The following is a 24,151-nucleotide window of genomic DNA, read 5'->3' on the forward strand; positions in this document are numbered from 1 at the left end:
GAGTTTCAATGATTGAGATGGAGAACATGGGCAGGCTTCCGTTTCACATGTTCAAGAGTCGACGCATGGCGGCTGTTGTGATGGCCTTTCTGGTGCTCTGCGGCCTGGCGTTGACAGTGGGAGCGGGCACGCTTCCGAACTCGGGGGCTGTCAGCTTTCTTGCCGTCGTTTTTCCCATATTGGGACTTGTCACTCTCATACGAGCTTGGCAGCTTGGTGGCCGGCGTGGCACTGTATTTGTCCCCAGTTCAAAGGTGTGGAAGCCGCTTCTGTTCCTCGCGTTTGTACTGGCTTCGGGAGCCTACACAACTTACGCCGTTTATGCCTTCGCCCCGGCGCAAGCGGTCGGTATAGGAGGCCTGCTCTTGCTCCTGACCGCCAACCTGGTTTTCATGCTCCTGTTCGAAGTCGACGGAGATAGGAAATCCACGAACACGTAACTGCATTCGGCGACTGGGTCCGGCTGGAGCCGAGGGGTGGTGTGAGAGTGGACCCGAAGGGAAGGGCTATGCGGGTAATGTGCCCCAGAAACGGCGCCGAAATCTGACGCTGATGATCCTGCGTCAGCTGATCCTTTCTTCCAGCATTCGGGCCAGTTCCAGGCCCCTTGGTTCCGGGTTTCCATCACCGCGAGGATTCACAAGGGCGTCTACCTCATCCCATCGGCGCAGCTGGCCGGCAACGAACCGCCACGTTGTCGCTGGCAACTCGATACTCAAGTCTTCCTCCAAGGGCGGCCAACCTTCCCATCCCTGGTCGGCCTTAGGGTGGTGCCGGGCCGCTGCCCAGCCTGTCTTCCGGACGATGCCGCCCTGATCCGCGGTGGACTCGTCTCCGTTCTGGTCTGCGATTGCCACCGTGTTGTCCATGGTTGCGTCGATAAGTGTCCAGTCATGGACTGACAGGATCATCTTGAGCCGGGCCGCCGGATGATTGTTCGCTTCTGAGGTCAAGGTTCCCCCTAGTACTCCGATTGCTTAAGCCTATTTTTCCAATGCGGGGATTCCGAGTTGGGCGCAGACCTCGGCCGGGCCGGGGATGACGGCGACGGTGTTGTCCACGACGCATGCGGTGAGGAACGGTATGTAATTTCCGAATGACTTGAGGGTGGGATCCGGGAAAAGGGGTTTGCCGTTCTGGTCTTTTACTCCTTTTGCAGTCGGCATAACGCCCGGAGTAGGTGAGATGAAACCCTTTGGGATGAGGTCGTCGTTGACGCCGGTCTGGTGCATATTTCCCATGTCCCACGCGCGGCTGCACTGATTTATGGGATCCGCGACCTGTTGCATTCCGGCGTTCTTATCGTCCGGGTTGGGGTTGTTCTCGGTGTCGAATCCGGTGATGAAGATCCCCGTGGTGATGTAAGGGGGCTTCGTGTCGCCGGGCACTCCTATAACAGGAGGTCTGGTGGTGAGGTCGGCGCGGTAGTAGCAACGGATGTCCCGTTTGTCCTCCACCGGTGCCAGCGCCACGTAGACGCCTGCGGCCGTGGTTCCGGCCAGCGCCAGCCCGGCGAAGATCAACACTGCGGGTTTGCGCCATCGCGGCGCTGTTTTCGTGTTGCTGAGGGCTTCCTGGACAAGGAGGTTCTGGACGCGGTTTTTCGTGTCTCTGGGGTAGGTCACTTCAGACAGGTTCATGACAGCCTCGCTTCAACGATCGTGGTGTCCAATTGTTCGGCGGGCGCTAGCGCCCTGTTCATGGCGGTCAGCTTGGCTCGGGCACGATGCAGTCTCGATTTCACAGTCCCGATGCGGATGCCGAGGGTCTTAGCGGCGTCCTCCTGGCCGATTCCGTTCATCAGGCACAAGATCACGACGTCGCGTTCCCCGTCATTCAGGCCAGCAGTCGTCTCGATCAATTGGCGGACGGCACGTTCTGCATCAAGCCTTGAAGCGACCGCCTCGGCATGGTCTGCTTCGTGTTCGCCGTGCCGGGGATCGGAGTGGGGGAGCCTGCCGAGGAAGTCAGCGTGCCGACGGGATGACCTGGCACGGTTGCGGTTCGCGTTGGTTGCTACCCCGAGCAACCACGGCAGGACACTCTCCCTCTCCGGTATGAGCCTGTTCCGCTGCCGCCACGCCTCCAAGAACGTGATCGAGACCAGTTCCTCCGCGTCATGCCAGGAACCACACCGGGACAGGCAGTACCGGAAGACCGCATCGGCGTGCCTGTCGAACAGGACCCCGAAGGCATCAGCGTTGCCTGCAATGCACTTGCGCCACAGGTCTTGGTCGTTCTCCGCCATTTGCCTCATGTCTTGTAGTGTCCGCAGGAGCCGATAAGGTTCCCGGTCTGCCAAATATGATCGCCGACGCTAAATCTGTGGCGATGAGTTCGACTTCGAAACCGTGCGAGACGGAATGCCCATGATTTTGGCAAGGCCAGCATCCCCTGGATGCCGGCGAGCTCAAAAGGGGACAATCACACGTTCAGAAGTGGTGAGGCGTCGAAGGTTGGCAGCCGGTGTGGCGCGACCCGTCAAGGGCTATCCCCTTGAGGGTCAGGACGCAGATGATTACAACAGCGGAGACGACCGCCGAGTCGGCGATGTTGATAATGGCAAAATTAGGCAATTCAATGAAGTCCACGACGTGCCCCATGGCAAACGATGGCTCCCTGAACAGTCTGTCCGTCAAGTTGCCCAGCGCACCTCCCAGCAGAAGCCCCAAGGCCAGTGCCCACCAGGCCGATCCCAGGCGCCGGAGCTGGAAGAAAATGGCGATCGAAACAACGGACATGACGATGGTGAAGACCCAGGTCACGTTCTCGCCGATCGAGAAAGCCGCCCCGGAATTTCGGAAGTAGTACCAGTGAAGCAGCGGGGGAAGGACGGGGATGCGTTCGCCCTCCACCATGGTGCTCGTAACCAACAGCTTGGTCAGCTGGTCGAATACGTAAGCGAACACTGCGAAACCGGCAAAGAGGGACATCAAGAGCGGCCGCCGCGGCCTGGGTTTGACGGGCGACGGGTGAGTAGCATCCGGGGTGAGTTCGTCAGTCATGAGGACTTTCATGTAGGTCCACTGGAGGCGCAGAGAGGGCTTTGAAAGGGGTACCTGGCGCGTTGGTTCATGCTGGGGTCAGGTGTCGGGAGGGGACGGGGCTGGAGTAGACGACGCTGGTGGTGATGCCGCCTAGGGTGGCAAGGCGGCCGCTGATGCGCTCGAGGTCACGCATGGAGCGTGCCAGGACCTTGATTATGAAGCAGTCTGCGCCGGTGACGTGATGTGCTTCGATGATTTCCGGTGTCGTGCCGACGAGGTCGTGGAACGGCTTGTAATTGCCGGAAGGATAAGCCAGGCGAACGAATGCGGTAATTGCGTATCCGAGTGCCTCTGGATCGACAGTGACGGAGTAGCCCGTGATGACCCCGCCTTCGGTCAGCCGTCGCACACGGTCGGCGGTGGCGCTGGCTGAGAGGTTGATGGCCCGAGCTAGCTGCGCGACGCTCATGCGTCCATCGCGCTGAAGCTCGCAAATGATGGCATGGTCGGTCGTATCAAGTTCGAGGCGGGGATTCGACGGCATAACAGAAAGAGTACCGTTTGATCTTCATGAGAACGGCGACAGTACCGTTGACATGCGGTTCCCCTACCTTGGTGCCGGGCGGTTTGATTAAGGAATGAAAACAACCCTTACAGCAGTCGACTTCTTCGCCGCCAAACTAACCTTCGAAACGGACCCCGCAGACCTGGCCGCTGACCGAGCCGCCGGGGCAGCACCCTTGGTGATCGACGTAAGATCCGACGCTGCATGGAGCCAAGGACGCATCCCGGGCGCGATGCACGTGCCCAACTCCGACCTGGCTGCACGAGCCTCTGAAATCGCACCAGACTTGAGTGCGGCAATCGTCGTCTACTGCTGGGGTCCCGGTTGCAACGGGAGCACCCGAGGGGCGCTGACGCTCGCCTCCCTCGGGTACACGGGAGTGCGTGAGCTCATCGGCGGATATGAATACTGGGCACGAGAAGGGTTTGCTGTTGTCACGGACGACGGCCGGTCAAGGCGAGCACCTGATCCACTCACGGCACCCGTCGGGGTGAGCGTGTGAGCAGGATCGTCACCATCGTGCGCATCGCCGGCACTGCCGAGTGCGCCCCCATACGCGAGCTTGCTGTCGAACACGCGCGGCATGAGCAGAGCCCCACGGTGATCCCGCTGGATTGGGCTGATCGAATCGCCAAACTGATCCATGTGGGACGGCTTAACCTATTCGTTGCCATGGTGTCTGGAAACCCGGTTGGGTATGCAGCGCTCACCTCGGATGTCGAAACATGGGCAGCCTTGCCATATGGCCACCTCGATTGCCTCTACGTGGACGAAGAATACCGAGACTTTGGCGTTGGCCGACTTCTCATGGACGCCGTGATCGTTTACGCCCAGGATCAAGGCTTCGGCGAGCTGCAATGGCAAACTCCGGCCTGGAATGCCAAGGCAATCCGGTTCTATGACCGGTTGGGCGGGAAGCGGCAAGCGAAACAACGCTTCACTCTTGCGTTACGCGAATTAGTCCCCGAAGGCCAAAATGAGAACAGTCTTCGAAACGAGGCGAGTTTGAGTCATGACATTGCCATGGAGATAAGTAGAACTTCGTGTCCACTGTGAAAGACGCAACCCTAGGACGGGGAAGATGAAATGAAGGATCTTGAAAAGACTCTTGCGCCGACGACGCCTGACTTGCTCGATCCGCAATACGTGGTGGCCGTTGTGCGTTACAAGGGGGCCATCCACTGGCGAGTGTCAGATCATGACAACTGGGTGCTTGATTGGAAAAAATGGCAGGATGCATTCGTCGCAGCAGGGCATGAAGTTCCGGATCTGAACGTCACCGCAATGGCTCAAAGGTCAGGCATCCCTGTTGTGGACCAGCATACGGCCGAGGCTTTTCTGGCTGCGCCAGAGGTCCGCAGTGTGGATTTTCAGTTTTTGCGGCAGATTCTGTTGGAGCGATTTCCCAGTGCGCAGTCGTGGTGGGACGTGAGCTTCTTGTTTCCAATCGCCTTCGTCGATTTTGACAACAAGCGCTTTGCCGGCTGTTACCAGAGCGGGCCACGCATGGAGCAGTATGTTCCCGACGGTTGGGTGGGCGAGTTCGCAGACTTTTCCAATACGTACCCCGAAGAGGTGTTCCCGGCCTCGGATAAGTTCTGGATCGTCGATGGCAGGGATTTGCTCCATGAACTGAATGAACGTGGCCGGACCCTTGAAACTCAGCCGTCCCAAAGTTGACGTCCAAGAATCCCAAACCACAACGGGTCGTCTTTGCTTAGGTGGCCGATGGTTCAGGCCCGGGAGAGCAGGGCGTCTCCCAGTTCGCCCCGCTGGTAGAAGACCTCACGGCCGGAGCGAAGCGACTCCGCGAGGCCGCTCCCGGAGAGCACCCTGAGATGACCGCTGACGGTCGCGGCTGCGAGGTCCAGGGCGCAGGCGAGTTGAGTGGTTGTCATGGGGACGTCCAGTTGCGCCAGGATCTGCGCGCGGGTGCGCCCCAGCAGGGCGGAGACGGGGGATTCGGAGGTTTCCCGCACAGTTTCCCAGAGGCGCCCGACGCCGCGCGGGGCGTAGGTGATGGTGGGGACGAAGGGTTGTACGTTCAGGACCATGGTGTCCGGCCAGACGAAGGCGTTCGGGACGAGTATGAGGCCCATTCCGGGTTCCGGGACGTTGTTCGCGTAGTGGCAGCAGGTGACGCCTCGCATGATCTCCAGGCCGGTGCTGTTGGGGCGCACTCTCGGATGCAGGGTCTTGAAGACCTCCTGGATGCCGTCCCGGGCCAGCTGTTCCAGCCGGGAGTCAACGTCGGCCAGCAGCACCGAGCGCAGCCGGGGCCAGAAGGGCTCGACGGCGGTGGCCCAGTACCATTCGAGGGCTGCGAGGATCCGCGAGACTGCGGCGTCGATGTCGTTCAGGAGCTCGTCGATGGTGCGGCGTGTCGGGCTCCCGACCGTCAGGTCCGCTAGATGGCGGAGATCACGCTCCCATAATTCCGTAGGGATGGCCCGGATGGCATCTAGGGACTCCGCGAAGCTGTCCTGCCGTGGCTGAGTCGGGGTCAGTGAGTCGGCGATGTATCCGTCTGGCATCACGAGTGCGGAGAGGATGCGGAGGTGTTCGTACGCCCGGGAGTCTGGGGATGCGGCGATGCGCTCCTTCGCCATCTCGATCCAGGGGCGATGGATAGGGGTCCTCTTCTGCAACGCTTCGATGCTCGCGACCGTTTCCCAGAGGGGCGAGATGAGGAAACGGACCTTCGTAAGGTCCTCTGTGCCGAGCGCGATCTGCATCTCTTCACTGTATTCCCCGGGTCAGGATGCGCCACGATTCGGGCTGGACCGAATCGTGGCGTGAATTCCGGGAACGGCTCACGCTGGGGACATGAGCACAAACACCCACAGCGCGTCCCTCCGTCCTGCCAGCCGCCGTCTCGCCGCCCCGGTCCAATCAGTGAACTGCCTCGCCTCACGTGTTCAGGGTCCCCGCGCAAGGCTGCTGCGGAAGATCGGTGCTTCCCTACTCTCCATCCTTCGCGAGGCAGTCCTTATGGATGCCCGTCTTCGGGAGCGACGCGAGCACGACCGGGTGAAGTTCCACCGAGCCGGCGGCAACATCCGTTACTTCTGAGCATTCGGGCCCCGCGTGTACGAGACGCAGGCGCCTGCACTTTGTCGCCGACAACTTCTTCACGTCGTGGCCAGAAAGAAAGCTAGAGCAGGAAAATAGGGGAATGATGAAAATTACAGAGCTTCAGCAATATCTGGGATTTCCAGCGCAGAACATCGAGTTCGACAAATTTCTGACCGCAAGTGGCATTTCGAGACGACCAAAATTTCTCGGTAGCCCCGTCGAAAGAATCAATCAAATCGACACGGGCATTTCGCTGGTTTTCGAATCCAGGTCGGGCTTTGAGAAATTTTGGGGACCGGCAAAAGAAGATGGCGAGATGATCTTCGGGTCTATGCAGGTCTTTAGCGATCATAACGATAGCGGTTTCTCTCGCTATCAGGACACCTTGCCCTATGACTTGAGCTTTAATACCACGGTGAAGGAAGCTCTCGCCTTGTTTGGCCAGCCAACGCTCGATCATGTATCCGGCCCCAATCATGTTTATCTCTGGTACAACTTCCAGCAGGCGGGGTGGACGTTTTCGATCTGTTTTCTCCCCGGTGAGAAAGGCGTCTCATTTCTCAGCTTGGAAAAAGCAAAACTTAGACCCCCGAGAAAGAGGAAGTTAGATTTTGCCACGAGGGTTTGATTTATGCCCTGCACTGCTGTGAAACCAATCCGATCTGATTTCATGGCAAATTCCCCGCCATCGAATTCCGCGCCCTGGCTGACGTTTGCGGGAGGCAGGTCTACGGAACAAGCTCCTGAGGGTTTGCCAGAGCCCTGCGCAGGCTGCTCCCCGCGGCGCCCATCAGCGCGGCAGTCTGCCGCAGGGCGGAAAACGCGACGGCGTCCGGCGCTACAACTCCCGGCGCAAACTCGTCCACGCTCTGCTGCAGGGCCGGCCTGATCCATTCCTCGAGCAGAGAAAAATGGCCGCCCAGCACCACGGCAGCCACGTTCATGAGCCTGGCGGTGGTGGCCGTCGCCACACCCAGATAGTAGCCGGCCTCCTCGACCGCCGCTAAGGGGCGCGGGTCACCTGCAGCCAGAGCTGTTAGCAACTGTGCCATCCGGTGTCCTGTGGGCCCATCACCGATGCCCGAAGCCGAGAAGATGGCTTCCTGGCCTGCGAATGTTTCCAGGCAGCCGTGGCCGCCACAGGTGCACTTTGGTCCTTTTGGCTGAACCACGGAGTGTCCGATTTCGCCTGCATGGCCTGCAGGACCGGTGAAAAGCTGCGAATCGATGATGAGGCCACCACCGACGCCCACTTCTCCCGAGATATACAGATACGCGCGGAAGGAGACTCCCTGCCCGTACCAAAGTTCCGCCAGGGCTGCACTGTTGGCCTCGTTGGAAAGTGTGACCCCGAACGGGCTATGGGGGAGCAGGGCTCCAAGCTCTCCGGAAAGTTCGACGCCGGTCCACCCCAGGTTCGGGGCGGTGGACACATAGTTCCTGTCAGCGTCAACAAGGCCAGGAACGGCTAAGCCTCCGCCAAGGAGGACAATGCCTGCATCAGAGGCGGCATCAGCCGCGCGTTTGGTCATCAGCCGGAGTGCCCCGAGGACTTCCTCCGGGCTGCTTCCGCTGTTGTGACGCTCAGTGGTTTCCTGAAAATGGAGATTGCCGTTCAGGTCCACCACGCCAACTCCCAGGTAATCGACGTTCACCTCAGCCCCAAGCGCGCCACGTAGAGGATTGAGTGCCAGCCCCACGCCGGGCCTTCCCCTCTCGCCGTCGCGGGTGATTCCCACCTCCGTCAGGAGCCCTGCGTCCAGGAGGTCGGCCACGAGGCTGGAAACAGAAGCCTTGGTCAGGCCCGTTTCGGCCGCCAGCTGGGCCCTGGTTGTCTGGACGTTTGGGTGAACGTTCCGTAGCACCAGTGCGAGGTTCTGCTTGCGCACATCGCCCACCCGCCCGGGCGTGGGTCTGTCTTCCAGGTGTGCCGTCGACATTTCACTCCTTGGATTCTTCGCAGACCATTGACCTTAGTTGATCATGCCACCTATAGTTCAGAACGAAAACTAATTGCGTTTTTTCTCCTACCAGCCCAATGAGGTGCCTGAATTGTCAACACATCCCACACCTGAGGACCGCTTTACCTTCGGACTTTGGACGGTCGGCTGGACCGGCGCAGACCCCTTTGGCCAGCCCACCCGTGCTGCCTTGGATCCCGTGGAGGCAGTCCACCGCCTCAGCGAGGCAGGCGCCTACGGCATCACGTTCCATGACAATGACCTGATCCCGTTTGATGCCAGTGCCTCTGAACGCGAGCTGATCCTGAAGAACTTCCGGGCAGCCCTGGCCGAGACAGGCCTGAAGGTCCCCATGATGACCACCAACCTGTTCAGCCACCCTGTGTTCAAGGACGGCGGGTTCACGTCCAATGACCGCGCAGTTCGCAGGTTTGCCCTGAGTAAGGTGCTCGCCAACATTGACCTTGCCGCCGAAATGGGCGCCGAGACGTTCGTGATGTGGGGCGGCCGCGAAGGCAGCGAATACGACGGGTCCAAGGACCTCTCAGCAGCCCTGGACCGCATGAAGGAAGGCGTGGACACGGCCGCCGGCTACATCAAGGAGAAGGGCTACGGACTGCGGATCGCGCTGGAGCCCAAGCCCAACGAGCCCCGCGGCGACATCTTCCTCCCCACCGTTGGCCACGGGCTGGCCTTCATCGCGCAGCTCGAGCACGGCGACATCGTTGGCCTCAACCCGGAGACCGGCCACGAGCAGATGGCAGGACTGAACTTCACCCACGGCATCGCCCAGGCACTGTGGGCCGGAAAGCTTTTCCACATCGACCTGAACGGCCAGCGCGGCATCAAGTACGACCAGGACCTCGTCTTCGGCCACGGTGACCTCACCAGCGCATTCTTCACCGTGGACCTGCTGGAGAACGGGTTCCCCAACGGCGGGCCAAAGTACGACGGCCCTCGCCACTTCGACTATAAGCCCTCCCGCACCGACGGCTACGACGGAGTGTGGGAATCGGCCAAGGCAAACATGGCCATGTACCTCCTGCTCAAGGAACGCGCTCTCGCCTTCCGCGCCGACGCCGAGGTCCAGGAAGCACTGAAAACCTCCGGTGTGTTCGAGCTCGGGGAGCCTACGCTGGCCGCCGGCGAGTCCGCGGCCGATCTGCTGGCCGATCCTTCTGCCTTCGCGGAGTTCGACGCCGACAAGGCCGCCGAGCGCTCCTTCGCCTTTGTCCGGCTCAACCAGCTGGCCATTGAGCATCTCCTCGGTGCCCGCTGACAATCAGGGTGCCCGCTGACAATCAGCGCCCGCTGAACTACCCGCTTCACTAACCCTCCTCTGAAAGAGCCCAGCAATGCCCTTGGTCGCCGGAATTGATAGCTCCACCCAGTCCTGCAAGATCGTCATCCGCGATGCCGAATCAGGAGTTCTGGTGCGCCAAGGGCAGGCCCGGCATCCGGAAGGAACGGAAGTGGACCCGGAAGCCTGGTGGAGTGCGCTGCAGGAGGCGATCGAGGCCGGCGGCGGACTGGACGATGTCTCGGCCATTTCGGTCGCAGGGCAGCAGCACGGCATGGTCTGTCTTGATGCCGACGGCGCAATAGTCCGGCCCGCGCTGCTGTGGAACGACACACGCTCGGCAGCTGCGGCCGAGCTCCTGATCAGTGAGGCGCCTGGCGGCCCTGGATACTGGGCGGACGCCACCGGGACGGTCCCGGTGGCGTCGCTCACCGCCACCAAGCTCTTGTGGCTTTCCCAAAACGAGCCGGAGAACGCTGCCCGCACCGCAGCTGTCTGCCTTCCGCATGACTGGCTGAGCTGGCGCCTGGCCGGGTTCGGGCCCGGAAGCGGCGCGGAGGGACTCGCTGCCCTGCGGACAGACCGGTCAGATGCGTCCGGCACCGGCTACTGGTCCCCAGCCACCGGGTCATACCTGCCCGAGGTCCTGGAACGGACTTTGGGTCACGTCCCGGTGCTTCCGGAGGTCCTCGGTCCGCTGGGCGCGGAGCTGAAAACGCCGTCGGGCATTCTGATCGGCGCGGGAGCCGGCGACAATGCCGGGGCGGCGCTCGGAGTGAACGCCCGGTTGGGTGATGTTGTGGTGTCGGTCGGGACGTCGGGGACCGTTTTTGCCATCGCCAGCCGGCCCTCCGCTGACCCAACAGGGCTGGTTGCGGGATTCGCGGACGCAACAGGGGCTTTTCTTCCCCTCGTCTGCACGCTCAATGCCTCGCGTGTATTTGATGCCACGGCTGCTGTGCTGTCCGTGGACTTGGCGGAGCTCTCCCGGCTTGCCCTGACCGCCCCCGCCGGGGCCCGGGGTCTGACATTGGTTCCCTACTTCGAGGGGGAGCGGACGCCTAATCTGCCCGATGCCAGCGGTTCCCTGCATGGCCTGACCCTCGCCAACTTCACACCCGCAAACGTGGCCCGGGCGGCCATCGAGGGCGTTGCCTGCTCCCTGGCTGACGGATTGAAGGCCCTCACTGATCTGGGAATCACGGCGGAGCGGGTCATCCTCGTCGGCGGCGGAGCACGGTCACTCGCATTGCAGCAGATCCTGGCAGGAGTTTTCGGTCTGCCGGTTACAGTTCCTGAACCGGGGGAGTACGTGGCCGACGGCGCTGCGCGTCAGGCCGCGGGCATCCTGCTTGGAGCACTCCCTGTTTGGGAAGCCGAAGGAGCCATCACGGTTAACGCAGAGCCGACGCCGGAGGTCCTTGAACGGTATAGCGCTGCTGCTGCCAGCGCGATCTAAGACTCCTCTCCTCAGGACTACTTTGGCAGGCACTCAGGCCCCTGCGAGACGTCCGGCCAGGGCGGCCTCAGAGGGACTAAGCGTGGCTGCTGCGCTCTCCAGGAAGTCCCAGTGGGCGGCGGTACCATCCGGCCTGCTGATCGTTCCCGCCCGCAGCGCCTTCTCTATCCTTTTGCGCACCTGCTCTTCGTTTTCGGGCTGCGTGGCGAAGACAACACGCACCGTCAGCGCACCACCGGTCCGCTCCGCCCTGGTGTTGTGCGGGGCCAGAGGGCATGGCGGGGGATGTTCGAGGCTGCCGCACAACTCGAGGGTCACAGCGGCGCCGGGGGCGGCGTCGTCGGAATTTCCACTCACCGCTAGAACCGCCTCGTGAACAAAAGGTGCCAACATCCCTGCCTCGATTCCTTCTAGCCTGACAACTCGCCGGCAAGGTTCCGATGCGCTGCTTCCATCCACAAGTCCCGTGCGTGCCGCGTGTGGAACAGCGGATCAAGGGCAAGCAAGTGACGCACGACGGCGGCCCTCCCGGCGGCGAAGTCGGCATCACCGATGTGCCCGTATTCCTGCCGGACGGCGCTGACGTACCGGCCATATTCCTCCGGTTCCCCGCCGAGAATTGAAAGATCAGCATCCGACAGGAGGGCGCCGTCGCGGTCTCCCCGCTCCGGCCGGTGGTCAGCAGTCATGCGCACCAGCCGCGCCACTTCCGCGATATCGGCAGAGGGAAGCCCGGCGTCGTGAAGGCGCTCCTCTGCCAGGATGGCCGAATCCTCCTCGTCCTGGCCCGCTATCCCGTGGTAGACGGCGTCATGGAACCAGGCAGCCAGGGCAACGGTCCAGGGTGGTTCCTCCGGTTCAGTGAGCACGTCAAGCGCCTCGAGCACGGTCAGGAGATGGGTGCGCCCGTGGTACTTCCGGTGCTCTTCGCCCCAGCGGTCCAGCAGATCAAGGAACAGCGCATCATGGCCGGGGAGTACGGCGTTCCAGCGGTTCAGGAGCGGGACTTTGAGGGACTTGTTCCGCAATCGTGCCGGGATGCGGAGGCCGCTGGCGATCAGTTTGCGGACCAGGATCCGGGCTTCCACGGGAATGGCACCGGCCTCTACCAAGGCGGCATAGCGCGTTTCGGAAACGTCGTAGTGGTCGCCGTCGAACGCCCGCTGCGGGATGCCGGCCTTGGCCGTAAAGGCGTGCAGCTCCTCAAGGGAGGTATCCGAAATGAGGTGCGAGAAGTGCGTTCCGTGTGCCGGCCACAGCGGCGGATCCAGGTAGATGGCCATGGAGGAAGTCTAGTGGCCCGGGGCAGGGGCCGACCAGCCGGCCTTCGGCAGTCAGGAGTGACATTTGCGGAGAAAAAAGGCCCCGTACTCCGCATCTGAGGATTATGCTGGACTCATGCCGATGATCCGCGTTGCCGAAGCTGCCAGATTCCTGGGTGTCAGTGACGATACCGTCCGCCGCTGGACCGAAAACGGAACGCTGACCCCGGTGAAGGACCAGTCCGGACGCCTGGCCGTGGATGGGCTGGAGCTGGCCAGGCTCGCCAAGGACCAGTCCCAGCTCCCCGATGACCCGACCAAAGTTGGCAGCTCGGCCCGGAACAGGTTTGTAGGGCTGGTCACCGGCATCACGATGGACAAAGTCATGGCGCAAGTGGAGCTGCAGTGCGGTCCCTTCCGTGTGGTCTCCCTGATGAGCAGCGAAGCCGTCCGGGAACTTGGGCTGGAACTCGGCTCGGTAGCCACGGCGGTGGTCAAAGCCACCACCGTCATTATCGAGACGCCTCAGGGCAAGTCCGTAGCATGACCGGGCGCACTCGGCGTGGCTTGAGCCGCGATAGACGTGGCTTGAGCGGCCGCCGGAACCGGGCGCGCCGGCCCGCGGCGCAACTGGCGGCGGTTGGCCTGATTGTGGCGATCGGCGTCGGGCTTTCCGGCTGCGGAAGTACCAGCGAGTCCGGATCTCAGACTGTCACGGTGTTTGCTGCCGCCTCCCTGAAGGGGAGCTTCACCGAGCTGGCAGGCCGCTTCGAAAGTCAGCACCCTGGAGCCAAGGTGGTCCTCAGTTTCGCGGGCTCCTCGGACCTTGCAACGCAGATTATCCAGGGTGCACCCGCTGACGTCTTTGCCTCTGCAGACGCCCGGAACATGGCCAAAGTAGCAGACGCAGGCATGGTCAACGGCAGCGCCAAGGACTTCGCCAGCAACACCCTGGCCATCGCCGTCCCGCCTGCCAATCCGGCGTCGATCCGGTCCTTCGGGGATCTCGGCAGGCCCGGTGTGAAGGTGGTGGTCTGCGCCCCCCAGGTTCCCTGCGGCGCGGCAGCCAAAGCAGTTGCACGGTCCGCCGGAGTGGAGCTGAAGCCCGTGAGCGAAGAATCGTCGGTCACGGACGTGCTGGGAAAGGTTGGCTCCGGGGAAGCCGACGCCGGCCTTGTCTACGTGACCGATGTCCTGGCCGCCGGGAGCAAGGTTCAGGGTATTCCTTTCCCTGAAGCATCAGCAGCCGTCAATACCTACCCGATCGCGGCCTTGAAGTCGGCGGGGAAGACAGAATTGACGGACGAGTTCATTGCCATGGTCAGCGGCAGCGAAGGGCAGCGGATATTGTCCGCTGCCGGCTTCGGTGCGGCCCGGGGGGACTAGCGTCATGCGCCCCAGCAAGCCGGCCCCGGTGAGCCGTTCCGCCGCCTACAGCGGCATACCTTCGTGGATTTACGCAGTAGCCATCGCGGGTGCGCTGCTGGTCATACTGCCGCTCGTGGCGATGCTGGCCAGAGTCAACTGGCCCCAGTTCCTTCCGCTGATTAGCTCCGAATCCTCTCTCGCCGCCCTTGGCCTCAGTCTCCGAACGTCCGTAGCGAGCACAGTGCTGTGCGTTTGCCTGGGTGTTCCGCTTGCCCTCGTTCTGGCAAGAGGACGCTTCCCCGGCCAGCAGCTCCTGCGCGCGTTTGTCCTCTTGCCCCTGGTTCTTCCGCCGGTGGTTGGCGGCATCGCCCTGCTCTATACCTTCGGGCGGCAGGGCCTGCTTGGTGGAACGCTCGAAGTGCTGGGCCTGCAGATCGCGTTTTCCACTACCGCGGTGGTCCTCGCGCAGACATTTGTGGCCTTGCCGTTCCTGGTGGTGAGCCTTGAGGGGTCCCTCCGCTCAGCCGGCGGCCGGTTCGAAGCCGTGGCCGCCACCCTCGGGGCCCGCCCCACCACCGTGCTTCGCCGGGTGACGTTGCCCCTGGTCCTGCCCGGCCTGGTCTCCGGTGCAGTCCTTTCCTTCGCCCGCAGCCTCGGCGAATTCGGTGCCACCCTGACTTTCGCCGGGAGCCTCGAGGGGGTAACCAGGACTTTGCCGCTTGAAATCTACCTGCAACGGGAAGCGGACGCCGATGCCGCCGTCGCCCTTTCACTGGTCCTCGTGGCCGTTGCGGTCACGGTGGTTGGGCTTTCCTATCGTCGTCGCGGTTTCCTTGGCGGGACAGGCGGCAGCGGGACGATTAGGGAAACCCCGACGCCGGCTCTCACCGGCGGGAGCCTCCGGTGACGTTCACGTTCAACGCCGCTGTCCGCGAGCGCAACTTCGACGTCTCCCTCACCGTGGGGCCGGGGGAAACGGTGGCTGTGATGGGACCCAACGGAGCGGGGAAGTCCACGTTGCTGGATCTGATCGCGGGCCTGCTCCATCCGGATTCGGGAAGATCCGTGCTGGGCGGCAAGGTTCTTTTTGAAGTCCTCGACGGCGGACACACCTGGCTGGCGCCGCACCGCCGGGGGACCGCGCTCCTGGCCCAGGATCCGCTGCTCTTCCCGCACCTGAGCGCCCTGGAGAATGTCGCCTTCGGTCCAGGCAGCAGCGGAGCCAGCAGGACCTCCGCCCGGAACACGGCGCGGGAGTGGCTGGACGCCGTCGAAGCAGGAGGCCTGGCTCAGAGGCGGCCGGGTGAGCTGTCCGGCGGGCAGGCGCAGCGGGTTGCTGTAGCAAGGGCACTGGCGGCCAGTCCCGAACTGCTGCTGCTGGACGAGCCGCTTGCCGCGCTGGATATCCACGCCGCTCCCTTGCTCCGGCGCCTGCTTAAACATGTACTCGCCGGCCGGAGCGCCATCATCATCACCCACGATGTCCTCGACGCGCTGATGCTGGCTGACCGCGTCATTGTCCTGGAGAACGGCAAGATCACCGAAGAAGGCCCAACACGCCAGGTGCTCCAGCGGCCGCGGAGCCGGTTCGCGGCCGGGCTGGCCGGGCTGAACCTCCTGGCCGGAACCGTCACTGAGGACGGCATCACCACTGCGGAAGGCGTGCACTTTTCAGGCCAGCACGACGACGGCCTGGAGCCCGGGCAGGACGGCGTGGCTGCCTTCCCGCCGTCGGCCGTTTCGGTATTCCTTAGCGAGGCCCACGGCAGCCCACGGAACTCCATGGCGGTGACCGTAACGGACCTTGAGCCCCACGGTGACCAGATCCGTGTGCGTGCCGGGATGCGCGGTCAGCTGGCGGCCGACATTACGCCGGCAGCCGTCGCGGACCTCGGGCTGGTGCCGGGGATGAAGGTGTACTTCGTGACCAAGGCGGCAGCAGTGGCTGTCTATCCTGCCTGAGGCCTGATGTCAGGCGTCGTCCTGGATCGGATGATGGCTGACGATGGACACCCGGTTGAAGGCGTTCATGGTGATGGCCAGCCAGGTCACAACCGAGAACTCTTCATCACTCAGGTGTTGGCGGGCGGACTCTTCCTCGCGTTCGCGGGTGGCCGCATCAGGGAGTTCCGTGACCGATTCGGCCAGGGCAAGCGCAGCACTTTCCTGCTCCGTGAAGAGGTCGGTTTCCCGCCAGGCCGAAAGCACCGCGAGTCGCTGAGTGGTCTCGCCTTCCTTCAACGCATTGCTTACATGCATATCGAGGCAGAAGGCGCAGCCGTTGAGTTGGGAGATGCGGACATAGAGCAATTCGACGAGGAGGCGGCTGATTCCGGCCTCCTCGGCAGCCTCCCGCACCTTCAGACCCAGTCCATTCAGCGCCCGCCAGAGCGGGGGATGCTGCTTGTCGATGAAGACATGTTTTGTAGGGGTATCGTCAGGCGGGCTCTGGTTCATGTCTCCCAGAATAGGTCAGGATTGCCGACGGAAAGCCGGCATGTCCATGACGACCCGCTGGCACTGCCCCCCACCAAATCTCGCGGATCAGTCCGCAAGGATGTGATAGAGCGCCCGACGGGTTTCATCGATCTTCTCGATGGCCGCATTGCGTTGCTCCTCAGTCGCTGAGAAGCGGAACTGGTGGATGACTCCCATCAGCTTTCCTACGCTTTGGTGGAACGCGGGACCGGTGCCCTTAGGGTCAGAGTTCCAGGCGTTGTCGAGCTCCTCGGCGTTCTCTGCCACATAGGCCCTGCCCTCATCAGTGAGCGTGAATTCCGTGCGCCGGCCTTCTCCAACCGGGGTAATCAGCTCCTCATCAACCAGCTGCTGCAAAGTCGGGTAGACGGAGCCCGGGCTGGGGCGCCAGGTTCCTGAAGTCTTCTCCGCGATCGTCTTGATCAGCCCGTATCCGTTGGATGGCGCTTCGGCGAGGAGGGAGAGGATCGCCGAACGAACGTCCCCCCTGTTGGCCCGCCGTGAACCCCCGGGACCAAAACCGGGGCCGAAGCCAGGCCCAAAGCCGGGACCGAAGCCACGGCCGCCCGGGCCGAATCCGCCGGGTCCGAAGCCACCATGTCCATGGGGTCCGCGTCGGCTCCTGCCCCGCCCGAAGCGTCCTAGTACTTGCCCCATATGACCCACCTGTCCTTCTTGACCCGCTTGTCCTGCTTCTTCGGGGTTTCCAAATTTGCTGTCGTGAATGCCTTTCATAACGGCATCGTCCTTCCATCTGGTGATCTCTTTTCAGAGTATCGCCGATGCTTCGGCGATACTTAACGATATATCGGTAACTATCGCCGGTCAAGCAAAATCTTTGAGTGGGTGATGAAACCCCCATGCCGATTGCAATCAAGGCTGCGGGGCCCTGCGCGAACAGGGGAACTTCGTGCAAGATGGAGAAATGGACGCCGCTGACGCACTCAATGAGATTGCTTTCTGGCTCGAGCGTGACCTCGCCCCCACTTTCAAGGTGAAGGCGTTCCGGAATGCAGCGGAGACCATCCAGGGCATGGGGGAGGACCAGTTGGCTGAGGGAGTCCGGACGGGCCGGCTCAGGAAAATGGGTGGAATCGGAGACAGGACGTTCGAGGTCATCAGGCAGGCGCTGGAAGGCCAGGTGCCTGATTATCTGGAGAAGCTGCGCAGTGCGGCCAAGCCTCTCGTCCAGGGCGGCCAAGGGTTGCGGAAAGCCCTCCGTGGCGACCTTCACAGTCATAGTGACTGGTCCGACGGCGGCTCCCCCATTGAGGTCATGGCGGACACGGCACGGATACTCGGCCATGAATACCTGGCACTGACGGATCATTCGCCCAATCTCAAAGTTGCCAACGGGCTCACGGCGGAACGCCTGGCAAAGCAGCTGGACGTGGTGGCCCTCATCAATGAACAAAGCGAGAGCGAACAGTCCGACGGGTTCCGGCTCCTGACCGGCATCGAAGTGGACATTCTGGAGGATGGCACTCTGGACCAGGAGGCCGGCATGCTGGACACGCTCGACGTCGTGGTGGCGAGCGTGCATTCGAAGCTTCGCTCGGACAAGCACACCATGACCCGGAGAATGCTGGGAGGCATCAGGGATCCCCACACGAATGTCCTTGGCCACTGCACCGGCCGGCTTGTGACCGGTTCCAGGGGCACACGTCCGGAATCAGAGTTCGACGCCGAAAAGGTGTTCGCAGCGTGCGTGGAGAACGACGTCGCGGTCGAAATCAACTCCCGTCCGGAGCGCCAGGACCCACCGGACAACCTGATCCAACTCGCACTCGACGCCGGATGCCTCTTCAGCATCGACAGTGACGCGCATGCCCCCGGCCAGCTCGATTTTCTCCAGTACGGCGCTGAGCGTGCTGTGCTGAATGAGGTGCCGGCAGAGAGGATCGTCACCACCTGGCCTCTGGAAAAACTCCTTGAGTGGACGCGGCGGAAGCGCTGAAAATACAGCTGTTCGCCCACGGCAAAAAGTGGCACCCACACCACCGGTACCAAAAGTTGAGCGTAGTACACTCAACTTAGAAAATCTTCCCGAAAGGAGCCCTCTTTGGACGCCAAATTCACCATCAAGAGCCAGGAGGCTCTTTCGGCAGCAGCCATGAATGCCTCCACGGCAGGAAATCCCCAGGTGGAACCGGCCCACCTGCTCAAGGCGCTCATGGACCAGCGCGAGGGTGTGGCCGTCGCACTCCTGCGCGCCACCGGTGCCGACGTCGATGCTGTCAGCGTCCAGGCGAGCTCGGCCATCAGGGCACTCCCCGCTTCATCGGGATCTTCCACCCAGCAGGCCCAACTGTCCCGGCCCGCTCTGCAGGCTATCCAGAACGCCAAGAACGAGGCGGACAAGCTTGGGGATACCCACATCTCCACCGAAGTCCTGCTGCTCGGGATCTCTGCGGGCAACGACGCCGCAGCAAGGTTACTGCGCGACGCCGGTGCCTCCCATGAAGCGCTGCTCGCCGCCTTGCCGGGACTGCGGGGGGAGCGGAAGGTCACCACTGAGAACCCGGAAAACACCTTCCAGTCACTGGAAAAGTACGGAACGGACCTGACGGACATGGCTAGGGCAGGCAAGCTGGATCCCGTCATCGGGCGCGATTCGGAGATCCGCCGCATCATCCAGGTCCTGAGCCGCCGTACCAAGAACAACCCCGTCATCATCGGTGAACCCGGCGTAGGCAAGACAGCCGTCGTCGAAGGCCTTGCGCAGCGGATTGTGGCAGGCGACGTCCCGGAAAGTCTTCGAGGCAAAAGCCTGATCGCCCTGGACCTGGCCTCCATGGTGGCCGGGGCTAAATACCGCGGGGAATTTGAGGAGCGTCTGAAGGCTGTCCTGGAGGAGATCAAGAACTCCGAGGGACAGATCGTCACCTTCATCGACGAGATCCACACCGTGGTGGGCGCAGGAGCAACGGGCGACAGCTCCATGGACGCGGGCAACATGCTCAAGCCCATGCTTGCCCGCGGCGAGCTGCGCCTGATCGGGGCCACCACCCTTGACGAATACCGCGAGAACATCGAGAAGGACCCGGCGCTCGAACGTCGCTTCCAGCAGGTCTACGTGGGGGAGCCGAGCGTGGATGACACCATCGGCATCCTTCGCGGGCTCAAGGAGCGCTACGAGGCGCACCACAAGGTCGCCATTGCCGACTCCGCCCTGGTGGCTGCAGCCACGTTGTCCCACCGGTACATTTCCGGGCGGCAGCTGCCGGACAAGGCGATCGACCTTGTGGACGAAGCCGCGTCCCGGTTGCGGATGGAAATTGACTCCGCCCCGGAGGAAATCGACCAGCTGCGGCGCCAGGTGGACCGGCTCACCATGGAGGAGCTGGCCCTCAGCGGCGAAACCGATGCAGCTTCCCTGGAACGCCTGGCTGCCCTCCGCGCGGACATGGCCAACAAGAAGGAACAGCTCGATGCGCTGAACGCGCGCTGGGAAGCGGAGAAGGCGGGCCTCAACCGGGTGGGCGACCTCAAGGCCAAGCTGGACGAGCTGCGGTCTGCCGCGGACAAGGCTCAGCGGGAAGGTGACCTGGAGACGGCGTCGCGCGTGCTTTACGGTGAGATTCCTGCCTTGGAGCGTGAGCTGAACGCCGCCGCCGAGGCCGAGGCGGCCGTGACGGACAAGTCCAACCAGATGGTGGCCGAGGAGGTCACAGCGGATGACATCGCTGAAGTCATTTCCGCCTGGACCGGGATCCCTGCAGGGCGGATGCTGCAAGGCGAAAGCCAGAAGCTGCTGAACATGGAGCAGGTGCTGGGAGCGAGGCTTATCGGTCAAACCAAGGCGGTCGCTGCCGTCTCGGATGCTGTTCGGCGTGCCCGTGCAGGCATCAGCGACCCCAACCGGCCCACGGGTTCGTTCCTCTTCCTTGGGCCCACCGGTGTGGGTAAGACGGAACTTGCGAAGGCCCTTGCGGACTTCCTGTTCGACGACGAACGGGCCATGGTCCGGATCGACATGTCCGAGTACTCGGAGAAGCACTCCGTAGCGCGGCTGGTGGGTGCCCCTCCCGGTTACGTGGGTTATGAGGAAGGCGGTCAGCTGACTGAAGCCGTCCGCCGTCGTCCGTACTCCGTGATCCTCCTGGATGAGGTGGAGAAGGCTCACCCTGAGGTCTTCGATATCCTCCTGCAGGTGCTCGACGACGGTCGGCTGACCGACGGCCAGGGCCGCACGGTGGACTTCCGGAACGTGATCCTGGTACTGACGTCCAACCTCGGCAGCCAGTTCCTGGTGGATCAGACCCTGGATGCGAACGCGAAGCGCAATGCCGTGATGGCTTCGGTGAACGCGTCCTTCAAGCCCGAGTTCCTTAACCGGCTTGACGAGGTGGTGCTCTTCGACGCCCTGACTGTGGAGGAGCTGGCGAAGATCGTGGAGCTTCAGGTGAACGAGCTGGCAGCGCGGCTGCATGGGCGCCGGCTGACTCTGGAAGTAACCGATGGCGCGCGCGCCTGGCTGGCGATGTCCGGGTTTGACCTTGCTTATGGCGCCCGCCCATTGCGGCGCCTGGTGCAGCGCGAGATCGGGGACCGGCTGGCCAAGGCGATACTCGCCGGGGAGATCGCCGACGGCGACACTGTCCTGGTGGATACGGCCGCTGACGTCGACGAACTCACGGTCGAGGGCCTGATGTCAGCAGGCATGAACGACGGCAGGGAGCTCGTAGGGAGCGGTCTGTCGGTCCGCCGGAAGGACTAGCCAGGCGAGGAAGGAACCAGCCAGGGCCGGAAGGACCAGTGGAAAAACCGCTCAGGGGAGCAGGTTTTCCTTGATGACGTTGCCAGCATCGGCCGTGACGTAGCAGTCCACGCGGCGGTCCCCTGTTTCCCAGCTGGTAGTGCTCGGGAAAGCAGTGCGCTGCAAGAGCACGTAGTTTGCCTCGGCGCCATTGAGTTTGGCGTTCTGGCAGATTTCGCGCCCCTTGTTCCTCAGCGCGTCCTGTCCCGGGTACGCCTCGGATTCCGGATAGTGATGGACAGCGACGAGTTGCGCTGAATGCTCCGTATCGCATGCCACCACTGTGGATCCTGTGGCGTTGGGGTCGAAGTCTTTGAAACAGTCACCGAGGCGGAAGTCCAATGGGCTCACGCCTTCCCGGGGGAGCGGAAGGGGGCTGGCGTCCGCAGTGGGTGTGGGAGTGCCGCCGCCGGAAGCCTGTCCGTCCCGGGAACCTGTATTGAGGAAGGTCATCAAACCCCAGACCATCAGGCCCAGCAGCACCAGGCCGGTTGCAATGATGCTGCCGTTGATGAGGAGTTGCTTGGAACGATCTGACATGCGCCGTCTCGGTTTGCGTTCGACTTCGATTGGTTCGTATCCAATGGGCGCCTGCGTGCTGGATTCCGGCGGCATTTCGGCAGGTACTGGCGGGACTGCTGCCGGTTTCCGTGGTGGGGCGGGAGGAATCACTGCGATGGGAACGGTGGGAGGTTTTGCAGGTGGCGGCGGTACACGTGGAGTGCCTTTACCCATGCCGGAGCCGGGCTGATGCGAGTCATCTTTGTTCTGCCCGGCATCTTTTTTATCCATTGCGGACCTCACCTCTTCCCCTGCTTAACCTGATGCGGGATACCGGCGGTGGCCAGCAAATCCGTGCATCCCCCACCTCGACTCTACCCAAGAAACAGTCAGGGACGTGGTCTGCGAACAGTGCACCGCGCGAGACTCTTCCCACAGGGGCGGTGAACTGGCGCGCAGTTGCCCCAGAAAGCATGTAACCTAGGTGTACGACAAATTGACCAAACATTCCGGGGCCTCACCGATCGCCAAGGTGACCACCTCCGGTCCAAGTACAAAAGGGGGTCACGCCATGGGGCGCGGCCGTCAAAAGGCAAAAGCTACAAAGCAGGCTCGGGACATCAAGTACTACTCCCCGAACACTGACTACACGGCACTTCAGCGCGAGCTGACGGGCCCGGGAAGTCGTGCCACGAGCCATTTCGCGGATGACCCGGTAGAACCGGACTATTCAGCTTATGTGGATAAGTACGCGGACGATTTGGAAGAAGACGACGACGAGGTAGACACCCGTCGCATCGGCTAGTTGTCGCTCACTGAACGTGCCGTAAGGCTCCGTCAGTAGCGTGCCGCCGTCGTACTTATAGTGCGATGCTTCTTTTGCGGTACCCCGAACCCATGTGCGCGTGGGCGAGGAGTTCCGACCTCAGTTATCAGGCCCGTTGGCCACGCCGTTTCTTGGCGTACCAACGGGCCTTTCTGTTTAATCAATCCGTCTTGCCGGCCTGCGGTTCGACTGTTGGTAAGGACCCTTCCCGGCGCTAGATTGATGGGGTTACCGAAAGCTGCGAAGGGATTATCATGTCGCGAGTCGAACGCTATCAACACGGCGAACCCTGCTGGACGGACGTCCAGACCCCCGATGTGGAGGCGGCCAAGACCTTCTATGCTGCCGTCTTCGGGTGGACGTTCCAAGACCTTCCCACGCCGGACGGCCGAAGCTACGCGCAGGCTTTCGTCGGTGAGGATCTTGTCAGTGTTATCGCACCGCAGAACCCAAGTCAGGAAGCCGCGGGCCAGCCCGCCCAGTGGAACGTGTATTTTGCGGCTGATGATGCCCATGGACTTGCGCATGACGTGGTGCATGCGGGCGGCACAGTCCAGTTCGGGCCGGAGGACGTGGCCGATACAGGGGTGATGCTCTTTATGGAGGTACCAGGCGGCGGAACCACAGGGGTATGGCAGGCAGGCACGCACACGGGCTCGGCCTTGTACAACGAGCACGGGGCATTCGCCTGGGCGGAGCTGCTGACGCCTGAGCCGCAGTCCGCCGTCGCGTTTTTCCAGCACCTCTTTGGTCATGACGTCACCGAATACCCCCAGGACGACGGCGGGACGTACAGCACGCTGATGGTGGACGGCGCCGAGGTTGCGGGAATCGCACCGGCGGGAGGTGGCGACGGCGGGAAGCCCAACGCGTCACGTGCCGGCAACGGCTGGCAGGTCTACTTCGGTGTGTCCAGTGCTTCCGAGACCGTTATGGCAGCCGCGGCAGCCGGAGCGGAAGTTCTGGTGGAGCCCGAGTTCGCTGAGGACGCCGGAACGCTCGTGGCAACGCTGAAGGATCCGCAGGGCGGCGTCTTCAGCGTCGTCGAGATTGAGCCCACTCCCTGAACACGAGCAAAGGGAAGCCCCGGCCCCTGGGGGGGCCGGGGCACCTCTATTGGTTCCGATGGAATGACTAGTCAGTAATCGTTACGTCGTTCCGTTGGCCCTGACGATCGCAGACTACTGAGGAGACGTCTGTAGCATCGACTTGGGTGGCGAGCAGAATGACCGGGCCAACCTTGATACCACAGAGCTGAGCCGCGACATTAGCCGCAACTGCGATGTTGACGTCATTCAAAATCTCCACGTTTCCGACGCTGACGTTAACCAGGCCGTCCTGATCCACATCGCGAACCGCCTGTGATGGGGTGGCTACGGCTCCCAAGATCAACAATGATCCAAAAACTGATGCGGTGGCTTTTTTCATGACTGACATTATGTGCTCCCTTGATTCGCTCGAGGCTATGCCTACCGAGCTCAAGGCGACCCGTAGTGAACAGGGCGCCTGTTGTGGCAGGCAGAGACCCGAACATCACTATTGGTTGCTTCTTTTTGATTTCCGCCGACGGCGGTGAAAGGCAGTCCAACCTAGGTTGACCCAAAGGGCCA

Annotated in this window: 29 protein-coding genes; 16 read left to right on the forward strand and 13 right to left on the reverse strand. The window is 62.4% G+C overall.

Translation table 11 applies throughout. The annotated features are described in order from the left end of the window. The first annotated feature begins 8 nt into the window (after positions 1–8). On the forward strand, positions 9–440 hold the full coding sequence (locus MU551_RS02710) for a hypothetical protein (protein WP_247040616.1): 432 nt from the start codon (positions 9–11) through the stop codon (positions 438–440). 123 nt (positions 441–563) lie between these two features. On the opposite strand, the gene MU551_RS02715 is transcribed toward MU551_RS02710, so the two are convergent. From MU551_RS02715 to MU551_RS02735, 5 genes are all read right to left on the reverse strand, one after another. Beyond that, positions 564–953 (reverse strand): hypothetical protein, encoded by a 390-nt coding sequence (locus tag MU551_RS02715; RefSeq protein WP_247040617.1) that lies wholly within the window; start codon positions 951–953, stop codon positions 564–566. 30 nt (positions 954–983) lie between these two features. Next, positions 984–1,640, reverse strand: coding sequence for a hypothetical protein (locus MU551_RS02720; protein ID WP_247040618.1), 657 nt, complete (start codon positions 1,638–1,640; stop codon positions 984–986). Next, positions 1,637–2,257, reverse strand: a complete 621-nt coding sequence (locus MU551_RS02725; RefSeq protein ID WP_247040619.1) for an RNA polymerase sigma factor — start codon at positions 2,255–2,257, stop codon at positions 1,637–1,639. The genes MU551_RS02720 and MU551_RS02725 overlap by 4 nt, the downstream gene beginning before the upstream one ends. Positions 2,258–2,432: 175 nt before the next feature. After that, on the reverse strand, positions 2,433–3,005 hold the full coding sequence (gene lspA / locus MU551_RS02730; RefSeq protein WP_247040620.1) for a signal peptidase II: 573 nt from the start codon (positions 3,003–3,005) through the stop codon (positions 2,433–2,435). 67 nt (positions 3,006–3,072) lie between these two features. Continuing rightward, positions 3,073–3,531 (reverse strand): Lrp/AsnC family transcriptional regulator, encoded by a 459-nt coding sequence (locus MU551_RS02735; RefSeq protein WP_247040621.1) that lies wholly within the window; start codon positions 3,529–3,531, stop codon positions 3,073–3,075. A gap of 94 nt (positions 3,532–3,625) precedes the next feature. On the opposite strand from MU551_RS02735, the gene MU551_RS02740 reads away from it, so the two are divergent. The 3 genes from MU551_RS02740 to MU551_RS02750 are packed head-to-tail and all read left to right on the forward strand — an operon-like array spanning position 3,626 to position 5,232. Continuing rightward, entirely contained in the window at positions 3,626–4,054 is a 429-nt protein-coding gene (locus MU551_RS02740; protein ID WP_247040622.1) for a rhodanese-like domain-containing protein, read from the forward strand. Further along, positions 4,051–4,608 carry a GNAT family N-acetyltransferase gene (locus MU551_RS02745; RefSeq protein WP_247040623.1) on the forward strand — a complete coding sequence of 186 codons (558 nt, stop codon included), beginning with the start codon at positions 4,051–4,053 and terminating at the stop codon, positions 4,606–4,608. Before MU551_RS02740 ends, MU551_RS02745 begins: the two co-directional genes overlap by 4 nt. A gap of 30 nt (positions 4,609–4,638) precedes the next feature. Then, positions 4,639–5,232 carry a hypothetical protein gene (locus MU551_RS02750; protein WP_247040624.1) on the forward strand — a complete coding sequence of 198 codons (594 nt, stop codon included), beginning with the start codon at positions 4,639–4,641 and terminating at the stop codon, positions 5,230–5,232. Positions 5,233–5,285: 53 nt separating this feature from the next. Here MU551_RS02750 and MU551_RS02755 read toward each other — a convergent pair whose 3' ends face one another. Beyond that, a complete protein-coding gene (locus tag MU551_RS02755) occupies positions 5,286–6,287 on the reverse strand; it encodes a winged helix-turn-helix domain-containing protein (protein WP_247040625.1) in 1,002 nt (333 codons plus the stop codon). A gap of 91 nt (positions 6,288–6,378) precedes the next feature. Here MU551_RS02755 and MU551_RS02760 point away from each other — a divergent pair, with 91 nt between their 5' ends. Both MU551_RS02760 and MU551_RS02765 read left to right on the forward strand, forming a co-directional pair. Next, positions 6,379–6,624: a hypothetical protein gene (locus MU551_RS02760; RefSeq protein WP_247040626.1), complete on the forward strand. Its 246-nt coding sequence runs from the start codon at positions 6,379–6,381 to the stop codon at positions 6,622–6,624. Between the two features lie 103 nt (positions 6,625–6,727). Next, the gene (locus tag MU551_RS02765) at positions 6,728–7,255 is read left to right on the forward strand and encodes a hypothetical protein (RefSeq protein ID WP_247040627.1); all 528 of its coding nucleotides are present in this window, start codon (positions 6,728–6,730) and stop codon (positions 7,253–7,255) included. A 100-nt stretch (positions 7,256–7,355) separates the two neighbouring features. Here the strand turns inward: MU551_RS02765 and MU551_RS02770 are convergent, their stop codons facing one another. Further along, positions 7,356–8,567 (reverse strand): ROK family transcriptional regulator, encoded by a 1,212-nt coding sequence (locus MU551_RS02770; protein ID WP_247040628.1) that lies wholly within the window; start codon positions 8,565–8,567, stop codon positions 7,356–7,358. A gap of 112 nt (positions 8,568–8,679) precedes the next feature. Between MU551_RS02770 and xylA the strand changes: the two genes are divergently transcribed. Continuing rightward, complete coding sequence (gene xylA, locus MU551_RS02775; protein ID WP_247040629.1) at positions 8,680–9,867, forward strand: xylose isomerase; 1,188 nt, start codon at positions 8,680–8,682, stop codon at positions 9,865–9,867. 76 nt (positions 9,868–9,943) lie between these two features. Then, a complete protein-coding gene (xylB, locus tag MU551_RS02780) occupies positions 9,944–11,347 on the forward strand; it encodes a xylulokinase (RefSeq protein ID WP_247040630.1) in 1,404 nt (467 codons plus the stop codon). Between the two features lie 33 nt (positions 11,348–11,380). On the opposite strand, the gene MU551_RS02785 is transcribed toward xylB, so the two are convergent. Further along, positions 11,381–11,740, reverse strand: coding sequence for a hypothetical protein (locus MU551_RS02785; RefSeq protein ID WP_247040631.1), 360 nt, complete (start codon positions 11,738–11,740; stop codon positions 11,381–11,383). Between the two features lie 17 nt (positions 11,741–11,757). Next, positions 11,758–12,630 (reverse strand): DUF4031 domain-containing protein, encoded by an 873-nt coding sequence (locus MU551_RS02790; protein ID WP_247040632.1) that lies wholly within the window; start codon positions 12,628–12,630, stop codon positions 11,758–11,760. Positions 12,631–12,745: 115 nt separating this feature from the next. Here MU551_RS02790 and MU551_RS02795 point away from each other — a divergent pair, with 115 nt between their 5' ends. From MU551_RS02795 to MU551_RS02810, 4 genes are read left to right on the forward strand one after another with little or no spacing between them, the layout of a single operon-like run. Next, entirely contained in the window at positions 12,746–13,156 is a 411-nt protein-coding gene (locus tag MU551_RS02795; protein WP_247040633.1) for a TOBE domain-containing protein, read from the forward strand. After that, a complete protein-coding gene (modA, locus tag MU551_RS02800) occupies positions 13,153–13,995 on the forward strand; it encodes a molybdate ABC transporter substrate-binding protein (RefSeq protein ID WP_247040634.1) in 843 nt (280 codons plus the stop codon). The genes MU551_RS02795 and modA overlap by 4 nt, the downstream gene beginning before the upstream one ends. 4 nt (positions 13,996–13,999) lie before the next feature. After that, positions 14,000–14,884, forward strand: coding sequence for an ABC transporter permease (locus MU551_RS02805; RefSeq protein WP_247040635.1), 885 nt, complete (start codon positions 14,000–14,002; stop codon positions 14,882–14,884). Further along, positions 14,881–15,939, forward strand: coding sequence for a sulfate/molybdate ABC transporter ATP-binding protein (locus tag MU551_RS02810; protein WP_247040636.1), 1,059 nt, complete (start codon positions 14,881–14,883; stop codon positions 15,937–15,939). The genes MU551_RS02805 and MU551_RS02810 overlap by 4 nt, the downstream gene beginning before the upstream one ends. A 9-nt stretch (positions 15,940–15,948) precedes the next feature. On the opposite strand, the gene MU551_RS02815 is transcribed toward MU551_RS02810, so the two are convergent. Both MU551_RS02815 and MU551_RS02820 read right to left on the reverse strand, forming a co-directional pair. Next, positions 15,949–16,434 carry a carboxymuconolactone decarboxylase family protein gene (locus MU551_RS02815; RefSeq protein WP_247040637.1) on the reverse strand — a complete coding sequence of 162 codons (486 nt, stop codon included), beginning with the start codon at positions 16,432–16,434 and terminating at the stop codon, positions 15,949–15,951. A gap of 87 nt (positions 16,435–16,521) precedes the next feature. After that, positions 16,522–17,190, reverse strand: coding sequence for a PadR family transcriptional regulator (locus tag MU551_RS02820; protein WP_247040638.1), 669 nt, complete (start codon positions 17,188–17,190; stop codon positions 16,522–16,524). Positions 17,191–17,380: 190 nt separating this feature from the next. Here MU551_RS02820 and MU551_RS02825 point away from each other — a divergent pair, with 190 nt between their 5' ends. Both MU551_RS02825 and clpB read left to right on the forward strand, forming a co-directional pair. Continuing rightward, positions 17,381–18,412: a PHP domain-containing protein gene (locus MU551_RS02825; RefSeq protein ID WP_247040639.1), complete on the forward strand. Its 1,032-nt coding sequence runs from the start codon at positions 17,381–17,383 to the stop codon at positions 18,410–18,412. 105 nt (positions 18,413–18,517) lie between these two features. After that, complete coding sequence (clpB, locus tag MU551_RS02830; RefSeq protein WP_247040640.1) at positions 18,518–21,175, forward strand: ATP-dependent chaperone ClpB; 2,658 nt, start codon at positions 18,518–18,520, stop codon at positions 21,173–21,175. A gap of 51 nt (positions 21,176–21,226) precedes the next feature. On the opposite strand, the gene MU551_RS02835 is transcribed toward clpB, so the two are convergent. After that, the gene (locus MU551_RS02835; RefSeq protein ID WP_247040641.1) at positions 21,227–22,006 is read right to left on the reverse strand and encodes a septum formation family protein; all 780 of its coding nucleotides are present in this window, start codon (positions 22,004–22,006) and stop codon (positions 21,227–21,229) included. 280 nt (positions 22,007–22,286) lie between these two features. On the opposite strand from MU551_RS02835, the gene MU551_RS02840 reads away from it, so the two are divergent. Both MU551_RS02840 and MU551_RS02845 read left to right on the forward strand, forming a co-directional pair. Continuing rightward, positions 22,287–22,520: a DUF3073 domain-containing protein gene (locus MU551_RS02840; RefSeq protein WP_247041105.1), complete on the forward strand. Its 234-nt coding sequence runs from the start codon at positions 22,287–22,289 to the stop codon at positions 22,518–22,520. Between the two features lie 275 nt (positions 22,521–22,795). Continuing rightward, positions 22,796–23,608 (forward strand): VOC family protein, encoded by an 813-nt coding sequence (locus MU551_RS02845; RefSeq protein WP_247040642.1) that lies wholly within the window; start codon positions 22,796–22,798, stop codon positions 23,606–23,608. Positions 23,609–23,675: 67 nt separating this feature from the next. Here the strand turns inward: MU551_RS02845 and MU551_RS02850 are convergent, their stop codons facing one another. Continuing rightward, positions 23,676–23,969 (reverse strand): hypothetical protein, encoded by a 294-nt coding sequence (locus tag MU551_RS02850; RefSeq protein ID WP_247040643.1) that lies wholly within the window; start codon positions 23,967–23,969, stop codon positions 23,676–23,678. Positions 23,970–24,151 lie beyond the last annotated feature (182 nt).

This window comes from Arthrobacter rhizosphaerae, assembly GCF_023062595.1.
GTDB classification, from domain to species: Bacteria; Actinomycetota; Actinomycetes; order Actinomycetales; family Micrococcaceae; genus Arthrobacter; species Arthrobacter rhizosphaerae.

Coding starts and splice junctions, on each gene's coding strand:
- MU551_RS02710 (WP_247040616.1), top strand. CDS start 9: ATGATTGAGATGGAGAACATGGGCAGGCTTCCGTTTCACATGTTCAAG.
- MU551_RS02720 (WP_247040618.1), bottom strand. CDS start 1,640: ATGAACCTGTCTGAAGTGACCTACCCCAGAGACACGAAAAACCGCGTC.
- MU551_RS02725 (WP_247040619.1), bottom strand. CDS start 2,257: ATGAGGCAAATGGCGGAGAACGACCAAGACCTGTGGCGCAAGTGCATT.
- lspA (WP_247040620.1), bottom strand. CDS start 3,005: ATGACTGACGAACTCACCCCGGATGCTACTCACCCGTCGCCCGTCAAA.
- MU551_RS02735 (WP_247040621.1), bottom strand. CDS start 3,531: ATGCCGTCGAATCCCCGCCTCGAACTTGATACGACCGACCATGCCATC.
- MU551_RS02740 (WP_247040622.1), top strand. CDS start 3,626: ATGAAAACAACCCTTACAGCAGTCGACTTCTTCGCCGCCAAACTAACC.
- MU551_RS02750 (WP_247040624.1), top strand. CDS start 4,639: ATGAAGGATCTTGAAAAGACTCTTGCGCCGACGACGCCTGACTTGCTC.
- MU551_RS02755 (WP_247040625.1), bottom strand. CDS start 6,287: ATGCAGATCGCGCTCGGCACAGAGGACCTTACGAAGGTCCGTTTCCTC.
- MU551_RS02760 (WP_247040626.1), top strand. CDS start 6,379: ATGAGCACAAACACCCACAGCGCGTCCCTCCGTCCTGCCAGCCGCCGT.
- MU551_RS02765 (WP_247040627.1), top strand. CDS start 6,728: ATGATGAAAATTACAGAGCTTCAGCAATATCTGGGATTTCCAGCGCAG.
- MU551_RS02770 (WP_247040628.1), bottom strand. CDS start 8,567: ATGTCGACGGCACACCTGGAAGACAGACCCACGCCCGGGCGGGTGGGC.
- xylB (WP_247040630.1), top strand. CDS start 9,944: ATGCCCTTGGTCGCCGGAATTGATAGCTCCACCCAGTCCTGCAAGATC.
- MU551_RS02785 (WP_247040631.1), bottom strand. CDS start 11,740: ATGTTGGCACCTTTTGTTCACGAGGCGGTTCTAGCGGTGAGTGGAAAT.
- MU551_RS02790 (WP_247040632.1), bottom strand. CDS start 12,630: ATGGCCATCTACCTGGATCCGCCGCTGTGGCCGGCACACGGAACGCAC.
- MU551_RS02795 (WP_247040633.1), top strand. CDS start 12,746: ATGCCGATGATCCGCGTTGCCGAAGCTGCCAGATTCCTGGGTGTCAGT.
- modA (WP_247040634.1), top strand. CDS start 13,153: ATGACCGGGCGCACTCGGCGTGGCTTGAGCCGCGATAGACGTGGCTTG.
- MU551_RS02805 (WP_247040635.1), top strand. CDS start 14,000: ATGCGCCCCAGCAAGCCGGCCCCGGTGAGCCGTTCCGCCGCCTACAGC.
- MU551_RS02815 (WP_247040637.1), bottom strand. CDS start 16,434: ATGAACCAGAGCCCGCCTGACGATACCCCTACAAAACATGTCTTCATC.
- MU551_RS02820 (WP_247040638.1), bottom strand. CDS start 17,190: ATGAAAGGCATTCACGACAGCAAATTTGGAAACCCCGAAGAAGCAGGA.
- MU551_RS02825 (WP_247040639.1), top strand. CDS start 17,381: ATGGACGCCGCTGACGCACTCAATGAGATTGCTTTCTGGCTCGAGCGT.
- MU551_RS02835 (WP_247040641.1), bottom strand. CDS start 22,006: ATGGATAAAAAAGATGCCGGGCAGAACAAAGATGACTCGCATCAGCCC.
- MU551_RS02840 (WP_247041105.1), top strand. CDS start 22,287: ATGGGGCGCGGCCGTCAAAAGGCAAAAGCTACAAAGCAGGCTCGGGAC.
- MU551_RS02845 (WP_247040642.1), top strand. CDS start 22,796: ATGTCGCGAGTCGAACGCTATCAACACGGCGAACCCTGCTGGACGGAC.
- MU551_RS02850 (WP_247040643.1), bottom strand. CDS start 23,969: ATGAAAAAAGCCACCGCATCAGTTTTTGGATCATTGTTGATCTTGGGA.